This window comes from Enterococcus sp. NPDC086594, from assembly GCF_044746145.1.
Lineage (GTDB): Bacteria > Bacillota > Bacilli > Lactobacillales > Enterococcaceae > Enterococcus_D > Enterococcus_D entomosocium.
Map to the genome: position 1 here is coordinate 107,525 of NZ_JBIVBP010000007.1, position 16,369 is coordinate 123,893.

General features: G+C 42.9%; 15 protein-coding genes. 2 read left to right on the top strand and 13 right to left on the bottom strand.

Annotated elements, in window-relative coordinates; all coding sequences use genetic code 11:
• Positions 1 to 3: 3 nt before the first annotated feature.
• The 7 genes from pyrR to ACIPK1_RS11970 form a co-directional block, all read right to left on the bottom strand.
• Entirely contained in the window at positions 4 to 540 is a 537-nt protein-coding gene (gene pyrR, locus ACIPK1_RS11940; RefSeq protein WP_400450992.1) for a bifunctional pyr operon transcriptional regulator/uracil phosphoribosyltransferase PyrR, read from the bottom strand.
• 243 nt (positions 541 to 783) lie between these two features.
• Complete coding sequence (locus ACIPK1_RS11945) at positions 784 to 1,692, bottom strand: RluA family pseudouridine synthase (RefSeq protein WP_400450994.1); 909 nt, start codon at positions 1,690 to 1,692, stop codon at positions 784 to 786.
• A complete protein-coding gene (gene lspA / locus ACIPK1_RS11950; RefSeq protein WP_015509729.1) occupies positions 1,676 to 2,161 on the bottom strand; it encodes a signal peptidase II in 486 nt (161 codons plus the stop codon). The genes ACIPK1_RS11945 and lspA overlap by 17 nt, the downstream gene beginning before the upstream one ends.
• Positions 2,158 to 2,865, bottom strand: coding sequence for a CBS domain-containing protein (locus tag ACIPK1_RS11955; protein ID WP_005235996.1), 708 nt, complete (start codon positions 2,863 to 2,865; stop codon positions 2,158 to 2,160). Before ACIPK1_RS11955 ends, lspA begins: the two co-directional genes overlap by 4 nt.
• Entirely contained in the window at positions 2,858 to 3,265 is a 408-nt protein-coding gene (locus tag ACIPK1_RS11960; RefSeq protein WP_016611749.1) for a hypothetical protein, read from the bottom strand. Before ACIPK1_RS11960 ends, ACIPK1_RS11955 begins: the two co-directional genes overlap by 8 nt.
• 228 nt (positions 3,266 to 3,493) lie before the next feature.
• Complete coding sequence (locus ACIPK1_RS11965; protein WP_400450995.1) at positions 3,494 to 5,164, bottom strand: formate--tetrahydrofolate ligase; 1,671 nt, start codon at positions 5,162 to 5,164, stop codon at positions 3,494 to 3,496.
• 209 nt (positions 5,165 to 5,373) lie between these two features.
• Positions 5,374 to 5,784 (bottom strand): EbsA family protein, encoded by a 411-nt coding sequence (locus tag ACIPK1_RS11970; protein ID WP_400450997.1) that lies wholly within the window; start codon positions 5,782 to 5,784, stop codon positions 5,374 to 5,376.
• 65 nt (positions 5,785 to 5,849) lie between these two features.
• Between ACIPK1_RS11970 and ACIPK1_RS11975 the strand changes: the two genes are divergently transcribed.
• Positions 5,850 to 6,266: a ribonuclease HI family protein gene (locus ACIPK1_RS11975; protein ID WP_005236004.1), complete on the top strand. Its 417-nt coding sequence runs from the start codon at positions 5,850 to 5,852 to the stop codon at positions 6,264 to 6,266.
• Here the strand turns inward: ACIPK1_RS11975 and cls are convergent.
• The 4 genes from cls to ACIPK1_RS11995 form a co-directional block, all read right to left on the bottom strand.
• Positions 6,246 to 7,712 (bottom strand): cardiolipin synthase, encoded by a 1,467-nt coding sequence (gene cls / locus ACIPK1_RS11980; RefSeq protein WP_400450999.1) that lies wholly within the window; start codon positions 7,710 to 7,712, stop codon positions 6,246 to 6,248. The genes ACIPK1_RS11975 and cls overlap by 21 nt on opposite strands.
• A gap of 24 nt (positions 7,713 to 7,736) precedes the next feature.
• Positions 7,737 to 8,879: a cation diffusion facilitator family transporter gene (locus tag ACIPK1_RS11985; protein WP_005236009.1), complete on the bottom strand. Its 1,143-nt coding sequence runs from the start codon at positions 8,877 to 8,879 to the stop codon at positions 7,737 to 7,739.
• Positions 8,880 to 9,156: 277 nt separating this feature from the next.
• Positions 9,157 to 11,799, bottom strand: coding sequence for an alanine--tRNA ligase (gene alaS, locus ACIPK1_RS11990; protein WP_400451001.1), 2,643 nt, complete (start codon positions 11,797 to 11,799; stop codon positions 9,157 to 9,159).
• Between the two features lie 351 nt (positions 11,800 to 12,150).
• Positions 12,151 to 13,203 (bottom strand): hypothetical protein, encoded by a 1,053-nt coding sequence (locus tag ACIPK1_RS11995; RefSeq protein ID WP_005236012.1) that lies wholly within the window; start codon positions 13,201 to 13,203, stop codon positions 12,151 to 12,153.
• Between the two features lie 70 nt (positions 13,204 to 13,273).
• Here ACIPK1_RS11995 and ACIPK1_RS12000 point away from each other — a divergent pair, with 70 nt between their 5' ends.
• Complete coding sequence (locus tag ACIPK1_RS12000) at positions 13,274 to 13,717, top strand: GNAT family N-acetyltransferase (protein ID WP_008379848.1); 444 nt, start codon at positions 13,274 to 13,276, stop codon at positions 13,715 to 13,717.
• A gap of 31 nt (positions 13,718 to 13,748) precedes the next feature.
• Here the strand turns inward: ACIPK1_RS12000 and ACIPK1_RS12005 are convergent, their stop codons facing one another.
• Complete coding sequence (locus ACIPK1_RS12005; protein WP_005236016.1) at positions 13,749 to 15,095, bottom strand: DEAD/DEAH box helicase; 1,347 nt, start codon at positions 15,093 to 15,095, stop codon at positions 13,749 to 13,751.
• Positions 15,096 to 15,153: 58 nt separating this feature from the next.
• A complete protein-coding gene (locus ACIPK1_RS12010) occupies positions 15,154 to 16,317 on the bottom strand; it encodes a VanZ family protein (protein ID WP_008379845.1) in 1,164 nt (387 codons plus the stop codon).
• Positions 16,318 to 16,369 lie beyond the last annotated feature (52 nt).

A 16,369-nucleotide genomic window follows, 5' to 3' on the forward strand; every position in this document is an offset into this window, starting at 1 on the left:
TTCCTAGTCGTTTTCTTTATTGATCATGATCCGGTCAGAACCATCTGATTCTTCCATCTCCACGATAATTTCTTCACTTAAAGCAGTTGGAATATTTTTCCCAACGAAATCTGCCCGAATCGGCAGTTCACGATGACCGCGGTCAACTAGAACGGCGAGTGAGATTCGTTTTGGTCGACCAATATCCATGATGGCATCCAAAGCTGCCCGAATCGTCCGTCCTGTAAACAAGACATCATCGATCAAGATGACTTCTTTGCCATCAATGGTAGTCGGGATGTCTGATGAATGGATCTCTGGATCATCTTCTGCCTTTTTGTCATCTCGGTACAAGGTGATGTCCAATTCACCGACAGGCACTTCTACGCCTTCTAGTTGTTTTAAACGTTCTGCTATCCGTTGAGCGATATAGATGCCTCGGGTCTTGATCCCTACCAGCACCAAGTTATCAATGCCGCGATTTCTTTCAATAATTTCATAGGTGATCCGCGTTAACGCTCGTTTCATTGTTACTGCATCTACTACTTCTTTCGCTGCCATATGTTGTTCCCTCCTAATTTTGAACATAAAAAAACTCCTACCTGCTTGAGGTAGGAGTCATGTTTTCCGATCGTTGCCTAAAATCCCATTCTGTGGATTTTGGGTACACGTTATCATCTAGTAAGGGTTCGAATCTCCAGCGCGGGAGTCGTCTGCTTACTCATTCCTTCTTAGCCTCACGGGACTACATTTAAAGGAGCTATTTAGTTGTTACAATTACTATACAGTTCCAACACAAAAAAATCAATCATTTTTTCGTAATTTTTTTAGGGTGTCCTCAAATAGTTCTGGTAATGGGGCTTCAAAGACCATTGACTCACCCGTTGTGGGATGTGTGAAACCTAAAAGCTTGGCATGTAAAAACTGGCCATTGCCTTTTAAGGTGCGCTTTGGTCCGTAGATTGGGTCACCGGCTAACGGAAACCCGATATATTGCATATGCACTCTAATTTGGTGGGTTCGTCCAGTTTCCAATTGCAATTCCACCAAGGTAAATTGATCAAAGCGTTCCAACACGGTGAAATGCGTCACTGCGGGTTTGCCGTTCTCAATCACCGCCTGCATTTTACGATTGACTTTCGAGCGGCCGATCGGTGCATTGATCGTGCCTTTTTCGTGGCTGATATTGCCATGGACCAATGCCACATACTTGCGTAACGAGGTTTTGTCTTTCAATTGTTTCGCTAACGACTCATGCGCCTGATCATTTTTGGCAATCATTAACAGACCCGACGTATCTTTGTCGATTCGATGAACGATGCCCGGCCGAACAACATCGTTGATCGTCGATAGGTCCTCCATATGGTACAACAATGCGTTGACTAAAGTGCCACTCGGATGACCAGCGGATGGATGAACCACCATCCCTTGCGGCTTGTTGATGACTGCCACATCAGCATCTTGATAGACGATCGTCAAGGGAATATTTTCTGGCTCTAAATCTACTACTTCCGGCTCTGGCACTTGGATGACCAAGTGATCGCCTGCTTTTACTTTATAATTAGCCCGAACCGTCTCACCTTCTAAAGTAACGGCATCTTCTTTCAGCCATTGTTGGACTTGTGAACGGCTATGGTCAGGCAAGCGTTCAGACAACACTTTGTCGACCCGCCCTTTTTCTTCTTTAATGATTACTTCAATTTGCTTTTCCATTTGATTCTCCTTGTTTCCCTTTTGCTACATCATCTACCAGTGCATAAATAAAAATCAAGATTACCCCAAACACTAATGACATATCAGCGATATTGAATATTGGGAAATTGATAAAATCAAGCTGGAACATGTCCACCACAAAGCCATGCTGCAAGCGATCGATGAAGTTTCCGATAGCGCCACCTAGCACAAATGCCAGTCCGAAGCGAAACCACAAACTGCTTTTTTGGTAACGAAACAATAGGTAGACAACGACAGCAACCGCGATAACGGTGATGATCGCAAAAAAGGTGATTTTTCCTTCTAGAATACTCCAAGCTGCCCCCGTATTCTGAAGATAGGTCAGGGACAACACATTGTCAATTAGAGAATGTGTTTCACCTAGTTGATAATTGGCAACGATCCAAATTTTTAGCCATTGATCCAAGCCAATGACAACAGCACTTAACAAAAAAAACAACGCGATCATAAATTTTCCACTCTTTCTTCTTTAAAAATATCTCGTGGACGGATGATGCCCAAGAGATTTCCATTCGGATTTTTATCTTTGGTAATCAATACCGCCTCAAGCAGGGCATTTTTTTGAAACAATTCTTCCACTTCTACGATGGTCGTTTCAGCCGACACGAAACAATAATTCGATCGTTTCCCATCTCCTGCTAATAATTCATCTGCCGTTCTGCCTGTCAACTTGATTTCACCATGGAGGCTTTCTTTCGCTAACCAGTACCCCAGCATCCGCAAAGTGATCAAGCCCAAAAATCGACCATTATCATAGATCGGAAATTGTGAATAGCGCTTTTGGGCAACGATTTTCAATAACTCTGGTAATGGCAGGTGCTTTTCAAAACCAGTCACTCGTTTCGCAAAACGCGGCATGACTTTTTCAGGTGCCAGTAAGGAGCGTTCGATTTCTTGAATGCGATTGACGACCCATTCATTTGGCTCTGCAATGACAAAGTTCTCACCAATTTTTTCATGAACGATGGCATTGCGCAGCTGAGCCATTTGCAAAAGATCATCTTCTGCTCTTCTGACATTGATATTTTTACTCTTTGATAAGCGACGAACCATTTCAGAAAACCCCATATTCCGCGGGTTATCCAATTCGTCACGAAGACGCTTTTCGATTCGATTAAAACTACTCAAAAATTGATCTGCACCACTAGCCATGAGGAACCTCCTTGATAAGATATGCTTTTTTTAAATAAATCAAAACAAAGGCAAAATAAGCCACCAAATACACACCAACAAAAATCAACGAGTAGAGAGAGAGTGATAATAAGCCCAATACCCCTATCATGAGAAAAAGGCTTAAATAAAAGCCGATATATATTCTTTTAAGCGCAGGATTCATCACGATCTCCAGCTTGAGTGCTGATTGGCCTTGTGGTAGCTGAAAGGGCTGACTTTCTAAAAAAAACATGCGCACACGAATCGGTGTCTGCTCAGCTAACTCTAAATAAATCGTTTGCTGATGATTGACTGCAGCGATTCTTTTTTTCTCCTGCATAATCTCTAGGGGACTGCCCATTCCATAAAAGCCAGTCCGTCTGGTCAGTTGTATCTCCATTGACAAGGATCACCTCAATTGGTTAAGTATACTTGATTATCAAAAGAAAGAAAATAGACTTTTACTTGCTTCCTTGATTATTATAACAAGAATTCCTACTTTAATCTTCCATCACGTCTAATGAACGAGAAAAAGACGGATGCAGCGTGCATCCGTCCTTTCTAAGCACCTCTTTGCGTTTTTTCGCTTCAAACGCAGTGAATGCCCGCTTTGTTTGTGACCACTCTTTTAGAAAAGACCGATCGCTTGGCCATCAGAAGTCACGTCCATATTGATGGCCGCAGGTTTCTTGGGTAGTCCCGGCATCGTCATCACGGCGCCAGTCAAGGCAACGATAAAACCAGCACCTAATTTTGGCACGAATTCGCGAATCGTTACTGTGAAGTCATCTGGTGCGCCCAATCGCTTTGGATCATCACTGAATGAATACTGGGTTTTTGCCATACAAATCGGCAGCTGATCCCAGCCTTGCTCTTTGAAGCTTTGTAACTGCGCTTTGGCTTTTGGTGCAAACTCAACCTCAGCTCCTCCATAGATTTCCCGCACGATCAAAGAAGCTTTATCCGCTAAAGGCAAATCGTCGGTATACAAGCGATGATAGTTGGCGGGTTTTTCCTCGATTAGTTGAACCACTGCTTTTGCTAGATCCGTTCCACCGGCGCCACCTTCTGCCCAAACGGCTGTCCGTGCGATGGTGACGTCGATTTGCTGGCACAAGGTTTCGACTAATGTTCGCTCCGCTTCTGTGTCTTGTGAGAACTCATTAAGCGCAACGACAACTGGAATACCATATTTACGCATGTTTTCAACATGACGCTTTAAATTACTGAAGCCTCGCTCTAATGCTTTTAAGTTTTCTGTCCCTAAATCAGCGACAGCGACCCCACCATGCATCTTCAGTGCTCTGATCGTTGCTACCACTACGATCGCATCTGGTGCCTTTGATAAATTCGGTGTTTTGATATCAAGAAATTTCTCTGCGCCTAAGTCAGCACCAAACCCAGCTTCGGTCACCGTGTATTTGCCTAAGTGCAAAGCCGTCTCGGTTGCGATGACACTGTTACACCCATGGGCGATATTCGCAAAAGGTCCGCCATGGATCAGCGCAGGGGTTCCTTCAATCGTTTGAACGAGATTCGGTTTGAGGGCATCTTTTAAAAGTAAGGCTAAAGCACCTTGGACCGCCAAATCTTTTACGTAAATTGGTTGTTTCTCAAAAGAATAACCAATTAAAATCTTTCCTAATCGCTCTTTTAAATTATCAATGCTTGTTGCCAAGCACAAAATCGCCATGATTTCACTAGCAACGGTGATGTCAAAACCGTCTTCTCGGGGAACGCCTTGTAACGGTCCCCCTAGACCGACGATCACTTGTCGTAACGCTCGATCATTCAAATCGACAACGCGTTTCCATGTGACCCGACGTCCGTCGATCCCTAATTCGTTGCCTTGTTGGATATGATTGTCGATCAACGCAGACAAGGCGTTATTGGCAGCCGTGATCGCATGCATATCACCTGTGAAATGTAAGTTGATGTCTTCCATCGGTAGAACTTGTGCTTTGCCGCCGCCGGTGGCGCCGCCTTTGATGCCCATTACTGGGCCCAATGATGGCTCCCGCAAAGCAATGACGGTTTGTTTCCCGATTTGATTCAGGGCATCCGCAAGTCCGATGGTCACCGTTGATTTACCTTCCCCTGCTGGTGTCGGGCTGATGGCTGTGACTAAAATAAGCTTACCTAACGGCTTGTTTGCTTTTTCTTTGATTGCCGACCATTCGATTTTTGCTTTATATTTGCCATAAAGTTCCAGGTCATCCCCTGTTAAACCAAGTGGTTCAGCAATTTCAATAATCGGTTTAGGCGTTGATTCTTGTGCAATTTCGATATCTGATTTCATTTTTACCCTCAATTCACGAACTATTTAGCACTTTAAAATGTATTTTGTTTGCTATGCTCTTATTATACTTGATTTTATTCAGAAAGAAAGAGAGATTTTCCACACTTTTACAAGAAGTTTGCCGAATCCTCTATGTAAACAAAAAACAACGTCCTTCCTAAGGCTGTACCGCCAAAAGGAGTGATCGCTGTTTTCTAGATTTCTATGAATTACTCGTTGGTTTCGACCTGCACCCTTTTTTCAGGGATTTTTTCTTGAAAAAAAGTTTCTAACCATACCACATCTTTTTTACGCAACGTGAAGGTATACGTTTTTTGATGATCGGTAATGCTTATTAAATGGTTTTCAATTTGCCATTTTTCTATCTCAGGTAAAGAAACAAGGCTTTTCTTCCATAAGCGGGCATAGCGAATAAGGAGCAAATCATTCCTGATGAGCATGCTTCGATGAATACCTAACCATACAAAAAAGAAAAAGACGGCTAAAACGAGGTTGCTTTTCCAATAAGGTCTGGTATTTTCTAACGAAAGAATCAAACTGATAAATAATATCATCATAGTAAACGACCAATAAATGATCGCTGTAGCAGCTTCCGGTTGCCAATACAATTTACGCTTCATAAAAGTTCCTCACAACATAAAATTTCTAGTATACTATCTTTATCATATCAAAAAAGGGTGAGACAATGTTAAAAGTTTATCTTGATGCTTCCACGAAAGGCAACCCCGGCCCTAGTGGCGGTGGAATCGTCATTGTCGGTACTGATCTGCATGAGCAAATTGCGTTTCCGCTACCTGATTCAACCAACCACCAAGCAGAGTTCGCTGTGATGGTAAACGCGTTGCAGCTGCTGATTGACAAAGGGTTACAGGAACAGACGATTATGCTCTATACCGACAGCAAAGTCGTTGCGCAGACTATCGACAAGAATTATACCAAAAACCCTGCTTTTTCTGATTATTTAACGGAAATTCAATGCTTGTTGAAACAGTTCCCTTTAGCGATCATCCAATGGATCCCTGAGAGCCAAAACAAAGGTGCCGACCATTTGGCACGCCAAGGATTAGCAAAGGCGTTGAAATTAAAGGATCGGAGACAATAACCGAGAGAAGTTTTGTTTGAAGCGCAACCAGTAAGACTGCTTAGCTAAAATTTCATCCGTCAGTAATGTGGATTGCGCCATATCCTCTTTAAAGAAGCCTTTCAACGTTTGTGTGACATCGTGATCGTAGGCAAAAGCATTGACTTCAAAATTCAAGGCATAACTCCGAATGTCTTGATTTGTCGTCCCAAAGGAACTAATGGTATCATCCATCATGACCGTCTTCGCATGGAGGAAACCATTGTTATAGATGTAGATTTTTGCACCACGACGATGCAAATAATTGGCATAATGCTGTGTTGCCCGGTAAATGAATGGGTGGTCAGGCATACATGGGATCATGATTCGGACGTCTACACCTGAGTGGATGGCAATTTCCAATGCGTTCATCATACTGTCATCAGGAATCAAATAAGGCGTTTGGATCCAAATCGATTCTTTGGCAGCTAAGATCATTTTTACAAAACCGCCTTTGAGAATTTGGGTCTCACTTTCAGGACCATCAGCGACAATCTGCAAATCAACATTTCCAGAGAGCTCTTTCGGCGGTAGAATAAAGTAGCGATCCTCGTATTCCAGTTGATCCTCTTCTTTTTTTACAGATGCGTTCCAGTCACGAATAAAAATCTCTTGTAGTGTAAAACTGGCAGTACCTACGATTCTCGCATGGGTGTCTCGCCAATAGCCAAATTTGGCCTTTTTCCCTAAATATTGATCGCCGACATTAAAGCCGCCAGTCCACCCAATTTGACCATCGATCACAACGATTTTTCGATGTAGATGATAGTTCAATCGTGTGTTACGGATCAGGTTCTTCGAAGTGATGAAAGGCACGACTTTTCCACCGGCATCAATCAACGGTTGAAAGAATTTCCGATTGGCTTTCGGTGACCCCCATGGATCATAGACCAAACGCACTTCAACACCTTCACGGGCTTTATCGATCAAGATAGACAGAAATTGGCCACCGATCTCATCATTAAAAAACGAATAATATTCCACATGCAGATTATCTTCTGCTTGCTTCATGTCTTCAAACAATGCTGCAAATTTTTCTTTTCCATCTGTATAAAATTCTACTTTGTTTCCTTTAGTCAAGGGCGATTCATCAAGGTTCTTAAAATAGCGCTCTAATAGATGATTGTCATCTGAGTAAGGATGTTCAGGAAAAGAATAATTGTGCACTTTGATGATTTGATTCAACTCATTGATCCTACTTTGGTGGTGCTCACTAAATTTATAAATAATTTCTCCGTCGATCCCCCGACCACAAAACAAGTACAACAAAAACCCGATGCCGGGGATGAATACCAACGTCATCATCCAAGCAAAGACACTTGCAATCGAGCGTGGTTTCCGAAAAACAGTAATAAAGGCAGCAATCGTATTAATAAACAAAAGTGCCAATAATACCGTGGAAATCATGCTCATATCCATTTTTATCATAGTTTCCTCCTATATCCAGTAACCCTATAATAGGTAACTATGATCGAAAGCAAGCTTCAATTCATAGTCCCCTAGTGTTTCTTTGATTTTTTGTTTCAGCATTTCTTCGATTTCTTGATCACTATACGCCGATTTTGCGGGAATCACTAAATCAAACGCCAACAGATCTCCTTTGACCTGAAAATCATGCATCCGTAACTGCGGATCAACGAAGCGAATGATCTTTGACACTTCTTTTTTTAAATACCGATACTGCTGATCTTGAATTGGTACTGGATCAAGATGACAGACAAGGTCGACCTTTAAAGATTGGCGAAAATCTTGTTCAATAGCATCAATCACCTCATGCGCTTCTCGTAAAGACCACGTTTCATCCACTTCGATATGCACACTGGCAAAGCGATTTTTCGGTCCATAATTATGAACCAGTAAATCATGGTAACCGAGAATCGTCGGATAGTGATCCAAGCGCTGCTCCATGGCAGCTACTTCTTCTTGCGTTGGGCGTGCCCCTAATAATTCGTTGATAAAGGAACGAATCATTTTGATTCCGCTAATCAAAATATACAAGGCAATCAGACAGCCGACAAAGCCATCGATACGTAGGCCAGTCAACCACTCGATCGTCGCTGAAAACAAAACCGCACCCGTTGTATACACATCGTTGAGACTGTCTTGCCCACTGGCTTTAAGTGTTTGAGAGCCAATCAGGTTCGCCAGTTTGCGGTACATCGCTCCCTGCCAGATTTTGATCAAAATCGATAAAACCAAAACGATAAACAATAGTGGTGAAAGACGGATACTCGTCGGTTCCATGATGCGTTGCACAGAGCTGATGAGAAATTGACCGCCAACAAACGTGATGATCAAAGATACCACAAACCCACTGATGGCTTCAAATCGCTCATGTCCATATGGATGTTCACTGTCGGCTGGTTTCGCCGAGATCCGAAAACCGATCAATGTTAAAATAGACGAGGCTGTATCTGAAAGACTGTTGATGGCATCGGCCATAATCGAAACAGATTGTGCAGATAAGCCAATGATAAATTTTCCGGCAAATAATAGGAGGTTGGAAAGCAACCCGAGGCTACCTGCTAACTTCCCGATGGCTGTACGTTCGTAGACACCATTTTTTTTGCTACGATTTAAAAAAAAGTTTAGCAAATCATCACCCTCTCAAAAAACCATCTTTCTTATTTTACCCCGAAGGAATTCAATTAAACAACTATTCGTATCGTTTTTTCGAAAAAAAAGCGAATTCCCTTCAATTATCAAACGCATTTTCAGATAACACGTAGGAAAAAAGGAAAAAGATAACGGAAGGGTCTCCCCCTCCGTCATCTTCGTTCAAAAAAGGAATGTGTTAAAGACCTACGCTCCTCTTTCACCTATCTTCTTAGAAGGAAAGGAACTCGCGGGTACAGATTCAACCATAGTGTGCTTACTTGGCAGTTAACCACGCTGCTGCGGTCTCAAGTGCTGCTGTGATTCCTTCAGGATTCTTCCCGCCGGCTTGTGCCATATCAGGACGGCCGCCACCGCCGCCACCAACTTTAGGTGCGATCTCTTTGATCAAATCGCCCGCTTTCAATCCTTTTTCATTGGCTACTTTGTTCATAGCAGCTAAAAGATTCACTTTGCCATCATTCGCGGTAGCTAACACTAAAATATCAGAATGGTCTTTTTGTTTCCATTGATCGGCTAGTTGACGTAATTGGTTCATGTCCTTAACAGTCACTTTCGCTGTGATTAGACGCAGACCATTTACTTCTTTGACATCTTTGAAAACATCCCCTGCTTGCTGATTTGCTAACTTGCTGGCAAGAGCTTCGTTTTCTTTTTGCAATTCCCGTAGCTGCGCTTGCAGTTGTTCTGTTTTGGCAACGACTTCTTTTAATTGGGCAGATTTAACGATTCCTGCGATTGCTTTTAATTGCGTTTCTTCTTCATGCAATAACGTATAGGCCTCTTGACTAGTCACGGCTTCGATCCGACGAACACCAGCACCGATCCCTGATTCAGAAACGATTTTGAAAATACCGATATCCTCCGTATTTGCCACATGGGTTCCCCCACATAATTCGATCGACCAATCGGCAACATTGACGACGCGAACGTCATGCCCATATTTTTCACCAAAGAGTGCCATCGCTCCCATGCCTTTTGCGGTATCGATATCCGTTTCGATCGTCACAACAGGGAGGGCTTCCCAAATTTTTTGGTTGACGATTTGTTCCATTTGGCTCAGTTCTTCGCTGGTCACTTGCCCGAAATGACTAAAGTCAAAGCGCAAATGTCCTGGAGCAACTAATGAACCTGCTTGGTTCGCATGGCTACCTAATACTTCTTTTAACGCTTTATGCAATAAGTGAGTCGCCGTATGATTTTTGATAATCTTATTGCGACGATGCTGATCCACTTGTAAGAAATAGTTCACGCCTTCTTGTAGTGGCGCTTTGACTGTAGCAGTATGCAAGAACTGACCGTTCGGTGCTTTTTTGACATCCGTCACTTCCGCTACGATCGTACCATCTTCTGCTACGATCGTGCCTGTATCCGCAACTTGTCCACCCATTTCTGCGTAAAATGGTGTTTCAGCAAAAATCAGTTTTGCTTCACCTGTCGAAACAGAATCGTGTAACGCTTCGTCTTGGATGATCACTAATAATTCACTGTTAGCTTCAAGTGAATCATAGCCAACGAAACGGCTGTCTACTTTGATATCCGTCAATAAAGCGGATTGTACGCCCATTGAAAGCTCCGTTTGTCGAGCCGCACGAGCGCGGGCACGTTGTGCATCCATTTCTTGTTCAAACCCTTGATGGTCCACTTTCAACCCTTCGTCTTCCGCCACTTCTTCTGTCAATTCAACTGGGAAGCCGTAAGTATCATACAATTTGAAAATATCTTGACCAGCTAACGTATCTTGGTTGTCTGCTTTTACTTGGGCGATCACTTGATTTAAAATATCTAACCCTTCATTGATGGTTTCATGGAAACGTTCTTCCTCGTTGCGGATCACTTTTTCAATAAATTCTTGCTGCTCTAGTACTTCAGGATAGTAGCTTTCCATGATCTCGCCAACGATCGGTACTAATTTGTATAAGAAGGCAGCATCGATCCCTAATTTTTTCCCATGCATGACTGCACGACGTAATAAACGACGTAAAACATAGCCACGGCCTTCATTTGAAGGAAGTGCCCCATCGCCGATCGCAAAAGAAAGCGCACGGATATGGTCTGCAATCACTTTAAAGGAGATATCTGTCGTTTTGCTGTCGCCGTAGTTCACACGACCGCTTAAATCCGCCACTGCATTGATGATCGGCAGAAACAAGTCTGTTTCAAAATTGGTTGGTGCATTTTGAACAATGGAAACCATTCGTTCCAGCCCCATCCCCGTATCAATGTTTTTATGTGGTAGTGGTTCATAGGAGCCATCTGGTTGATGATTGAATTCTGAAAAGACCAGATTCCAGATTTCCAAATAGCGCTCGTTTTCGCCACCAGGATAGTTTTCGGGATCATCTTCCGCTACGTCATTAAACTCAGGACCACGGTCATAGAAAATCTCCGAATCCGGTCCACATGGTCCTGCACCAATGTCCCAAAAGTTGTCTTCAATCTCAACGATATGCTCTGGTGTTAAGCCGACTTCTTCTGCCCAGATCCGTTTTGCTTCTGTGTCTTTTGGATAAACCGTGACATATAACTTTTCTGGATCAAAAGCCATCCATTCTGGGGAAGTCAAAAATTCCCATGCCCAATGAATCGCTTCATTTTTGAAATAATCGCCGATCGAAAAGTTTCCTAGCATTTCAAACATCGTATGGTGTCTTGCTGTTTTCCCAACGTTTTCGATGTCGTTGGTCCGAATTGATTTTTGCGCATTGGTCATTCTTGGGTTTTCAGGAACAACACTGCCGTCAAAATATTTTTTTAGCGTTGCCACCCCTGAATTGATCCATAATAGGGTTGGATCGTTGACTGGGACAAGGGACGCACTTGGTTCAATTGAATGACCTTTTGATTGAAAGAAGTCCAAAAACATTTGGCGTACTTCTGCACTGGATAATTGTTTCACGTTATTCTCCTACTTTCTTCTGTGTTCGCTTAAGATACAGGGGCTGACAAAATTGCTGGTAAGGCGCTCTTATGCCTGTAGAGTCGTTTTGACGATAAAAAAACACCATTGCAGAGCAAGGACGTCGATACGCGGTACCACCTTGCTTGCAATGATGTGACTCATTACCTCTTAGACTCGTTAACGCGGAGTGGACGGCAACATTTCTGCTACAGTTGAGCACCAAAGGGAGCAATCCGTCTGAATTCATGTTTTTCTCTCAGCAGTGAAAAACTTTCTGTAATGAATCATCAAACCGACCATATCCTTCGTCATTCAAAGTATAAGGAAATGTGTCGAAAAAGTCAATCCTCAAATCCGGTCTTTATTGATCAGAATCGCTTTGCGGTAACGATAGCTCTGCGGAGAAAGCTTTTGATCTGGCTGTAGCATTTTCCGTGAACGGTAATAACTGGCATAAGGCAAGGCATCGAATAAGGGATGCCCACAAATTTGCCAGTTCTCCATTTTTAAAGACAAGCCATCTGTCAGCTCCCACGCATCCGCAAGCCCATAGGTGCAGCCAAATAAATTCGGTTCAAGCAATTCAGCGGTTGGCAAAGAGACACCATCGTCGCAAGACTTTTCATTGCCCCAGCGAAAAAGTCGCCGAGTAGCAGCACCGCAGACATATTCCCATTGATCCTCTGAAAGCAGCTGAAAGCCTTGTTTATCTAACTGCTGTTTCAATTCTGTTTGACTGACGGATTCGTGGGTAAATAACTGATAGGTTTCCGATAACGGCTCTAGTGCAGCAAAATAGCGATTCTCTTCGTGATAAAAAGCGGGTAATTCCCAACGCAAGCTTTCCTCAAAGGACGCTGGTGCTGTGAATTGTGCCTTTAGCTCTTTTTCGAAAACACTGAATTGATCGACTAACCCGTGAAACTCCCCAGTGATCGTATTTAACTGCCCGATATACCTTGCGCCAGCAGGCAGAGAACTTTTTTGGACTAGCATGGGATCAATCACAGCTTTACGCAAAGGGCTCGTCGACTCATTGACAAAAATCCCCCAATCCTGGCTGGTTTCTAACTCATAGATTGTTTCCAGTTGGCGAATGATCTCATTGGGTGGTGACTGCCAATTTTTACTCCAGCAAGTAGCCGGTAACCCTTGCACACCGAGATCCCAACCTAAGATCGCCTCAGAATTCCCTGGTATAAAGACAAAGTCTTCGCCATCGATCGTTAATTCAAAGGTAGCACATTTCAATCCTGCATACGTCAACTGACTAAAATGGACATCGGTGATCTCCTTTAAAGGACTGACAAAATACATTAAAATTTGCTGGATCAGCTGTTCTTTGATTTCAAAGGACAGTGTCTTCCAATTTGACCATTGTAACGCCTCAAAAAAATCCACGTCATTTCTCCTCTCATCTGCTACAATTACTATATAACGAGTATACCACGAAAAAGGAGGAAAACGGCTGATGCTTTATTTTGGACGCAGTCCGTGGATGCTACAAGCGGTTTTCGCCTTGCGGCAAGCCGTTTTTGTAGAAGAACAGCACATTCCGGCAGAATGGGAATTTGATGAAAAAGACCAAACCTGTCCATACTTTCTTTGGCTTGATGGAAACACACCGATCGCTACCATTCGCTATCAATTCTCTACACCGAACACTCTGCAACCTGATCGCTTTTGCGTAGCTAAGGCCTTTCGGCACCAAGGATACGGCACCAAATTATTGCATTATCTCGAAATGCGTGGTGTCCAAGAGGGTGCCCTCCAATCAGTGTTATCCGCAGAGATCGACGCTTGTGCGTTTTATGAATCCTGTGGGTATCAAAAAACATCTGAACCCTATGCTGAAGATGGCGTATTGTGTGTAGAAATGACCAAACAATTAAAAACAGCAGTCAAGGAAGAGTAGTTCTCTTCCTTGACTGCTGTTTTGGTAAGCATTAGCTATTCGAATTTTTCTTGTTTTTGCGGGCGGTTCGAGTCGTTTGACGACGTTCGATCTTCCGTTTTTCTTTGTTCTTCTTATCAACGGCCCATTGAATTTTTTTCTTGTAGCCAGGCTTGATTTTTTTCTTCTTTTTCTTGACTAAGCCAATCAAGGTTGGGTCTAATTCGTCACGAGATTTTTCCCGCTTTTGCCGACGATTCCGATCGTAAGTCGCAACGATCTCGCCATTTTTGATTTCCTTCGGTTGGAAAACAACCCCTAGATCTTCGATGGCTTGGATTGCCCCTTCATCGCTTGGATCATATAAAGTGATCGCGGTCCCATCCATTTGATTTCGACCGGTCCGACCAACACGGTGGATAAAGAAATCCAAATCAGCTGGAATCTCGGCATTGATGACATGAGAAACCCCTTCAATATCAATTCCTCGCGCAGCTAAATCTGTTGCGACAACATATTGGTAGTCCAAATTTTGCACTTGGCGCATGATCCGTTTTCTTTCACGAGGACTGATGTCGCCGTGGATCTTCGCTACTTTTAAGCCTTGTTCCTTTAAGTAATCCGTAATTTCATCCACACGGCTCTTCGTGTTGGCAAAAACGATGGCAAGATAGGGATGGCCTGTAGTCAATAATTGATAGATCAATTTATTGGTATTTTTCCCTTTGGTAGAAATCAACCAATTCTCGATCGTATCAGAGATGACTGCTTTCGATTTGATTTCTTCGATCAATGGATTGGCCATGTATTTTTTCAAGAATGGGCGCAATTTCTCTGGAATCGTTGCGGAGAAAACCAGCATTTGTAGTTTCTCAGGCAAACGCCCCGCAATTTGATCGACTTCTTCCAAAAAGCCCATATCCAAGGTCATGTCTGCTTCATCCACGACAAATACATTGGCAGTGTGAACCCCTAAGGCTTGTTCGTTGATCATATCCAAGATACGACCAGGTGTCCCAATCACGACATGGGGCTGTTGATTTTGCAGACGGCTCAATTGGCGCTGTTTATCCGTTCCTCCAACAAAATTTGACACACGAATCTCCGGATCATGAAACCCGCCGATCTGTTTTGCGGCTTGATAAATTTGTGTGGCTAATTCACGACTCGGTGCAGTAATCACGACTTGCACTTCATCTTTTTCGGCATCAATTTTATCCATCAATGGCAGTAAAAATGTATGGGTCTTACCACTCCCAGTCTGAGATTGTCCAACAACACTACGGCCTTTTTGGATAACAGGTATCAATTTTTCTTGCACTTCTGTTGGATTAGAGAACTTTTTATCAGCAAGTGCTTCATAAATAAATGGTTGAAATTTAAATGACTCAAAAGACATTCAAACACCTTCTTTCTTTTAGCATCCTTTGGATTATAGCATATGTTGCCTTGATTTCCTAACTTTCTTTTGTCACGGGTTTTGGATCAATCGTGCTAATTGTATACGTTGCACTGCGGCGTTCATAGAAAAAGCGGCTTTCTTTTTTTATTGCAGCCCAAAAGAGATTCATGTAAAAGCCAAACTGGATCAAGCCAAAAATGACCACCATCAATAAACTGACGACCAGAAGCAGCGTATTATCCGAATCAAGAAACGGTGCAAAAAAGATGTTGACCCGACTGATGCTGGCATAAATCAGATAAAACAAACCATAACGTTTCAATAACGCAGCCAAGCTGACCCTCTGACGGGCTTCTTGCATGATTTTGATTCGTACGAGTTTTTTTCCAATCGTTTGTCCTTTGGCAAGATAAGCAAACAACACAAAGTACAGTAATACTTCAAGAGCAAAGTACCAATAGTCCCCACTAAAGTCTCGTACCGTCTGTTGAGTAAGCAAACGAACAGCGATCACCACAATGAAACTGACCACATTCAGTATTCCCCAATCGATCAACCAAGCAAATATCCTTCGGGTTACGGTTACCCGAGTACCTTTGGCGTATGAATCGGCATCCATCTCTTCTCTTGATGGCAATAAGAACGTAAATAGCGGGGCAATGCTCCACCCCAACAATCCTCCTAGTGTATTGACAAAGAGATCATTAACATCAAATAAGCGATAAGGACGGGGATAAATAAAATAAAGTCCTGTCAGCTGAGTCAATTCAAAAAACAACGTCAGACAAAACGTAATCGCCAGCGTTTTCAGAAAAGAACACTTGAAGTAATAACGTAAGTAAACGCCGAAAGGCAAGGTCAACAATAAATTAAAGAGTGGTTCGAGAAAGACCCCCTGCTTCATGGCAGGAAGATAGGTTTGCGGGTCGTGGATATTTAAGACCGTCTGTTGGACAAAATGGTGCCAGGATGCTCCTAGCTGCAATTCCATCTTAGGACCAGTCATATGAGCTACCTCTTCAATCGAGGGCAATGGCAGAATAACTAAAAAATAGGCGCATAATAAATAGAAGACAAACGAATAAAGAACCAGTGCACGAGAAAAGATAAAACGACCGTATTTTCGATATTGGATAACAAAAAAAATCATTGATATCGCCAATGCTAGAAATGGAAAAACCAGCAGAGCAACCTTTATTGGGGTAATATAAGCGGACATAAAGAACTCCTTCACGTTTTCTTTTTATCTTACACGCTATTTCCCAAAACGT

What these genes read in the sequence shown, in the direction of transcription:
- pyrR (WP_400450992.1), bottom strand. Translation starts at nt 540, where the DNA reads ATGGCAGCGAAAGAAGTAGTAGATGCAGTAACAATGAAACGAGCGTTA.
- ACIPK1_RS12010 (WP_008379845.1), bottom strand. Translation starts at nt 16,317, where the DNA reads ATGTCCGCTTATATTACCCCAATAAAGGTTGCTCTGCTGGTTTTTCCA.
- ACIPK1_RS12000 (WP_008379848.1), top strand. Translation starts at nt 13,274, where the DNA reads ATGCTTTATTTTGGACGCAGTCCGTGGATGCTACAAGCGGTTTTCGCC.
- ACIPK1_RS11955 (WP_005235996.1), bottom strand. Translation starts at nt 2,865, where the DNA reads ATGGCTAGTGGTGCAGATCAATTTTTGAGTAGTTTTAATCGAATCGAA.
- cls (WP_400450999.1), bottom strand. Translation starts at nt 7,712, where the DNA reads ATGATAAAAATGGATATGAGCATGATTTCCACGGTATTATTGGCACTT.
- ACIPK1_RS11945 (WP_400450994.1), bottom strand. Translation starts at nt 1,692, where the DNA reads ATGGAAAAGCAAATTGAAGTAATCATTAAAGAAGAAAAAGGGCGGGTC.
- ACIPK1_RS11965 (WP_400450995.1), bottom strand. Translation starts at nt 5,164, where the DNA reads ATGAAATCAGATATCGAAATTGCACAAGAATCAACGCCTAAACCGATT.
- ACIPK1_RS12005 (WP_005236016.1), bottom strand. Translation starts at nt 15,095, where the DNA reads ATGTCTTTTGAGTCATTTAAATTTCAACCATTTATTTATGAAGCACTT.
- lspA (WP_015509729.1), bottom strand. Translation starts at nt 2,161, where the DNA reads ATGATCGCGTTGTTTTTTTTGTTAAGTGCTGTTGTCATTGGCTTGGAT.
- ACIPK1_RS11975 (WP_005236004.1), top strand. Translation starts at nt 5,850, where the DNA reads ATGTTAAAAGTTTATCTTGATGCTTCCACGAAAGGCAACCCCGGCCCT.
- ACIPK1_RS11960 (WP_016611749.1), bottom strand. Translation starts at nt 3,265, where the DNA reads ATGGAGATACAACTGACCAGACGGACTGGCTTTTATGGAATGGGCAGT.
- ACIPK1_RS11970 (WP_400450997.1), bottom strand. Translation starts at nt 5,784, where the DNA reads ATGAAGCGTAAATTGTATTGGCAACCGGAAGCTGCTACAGCGATCATT.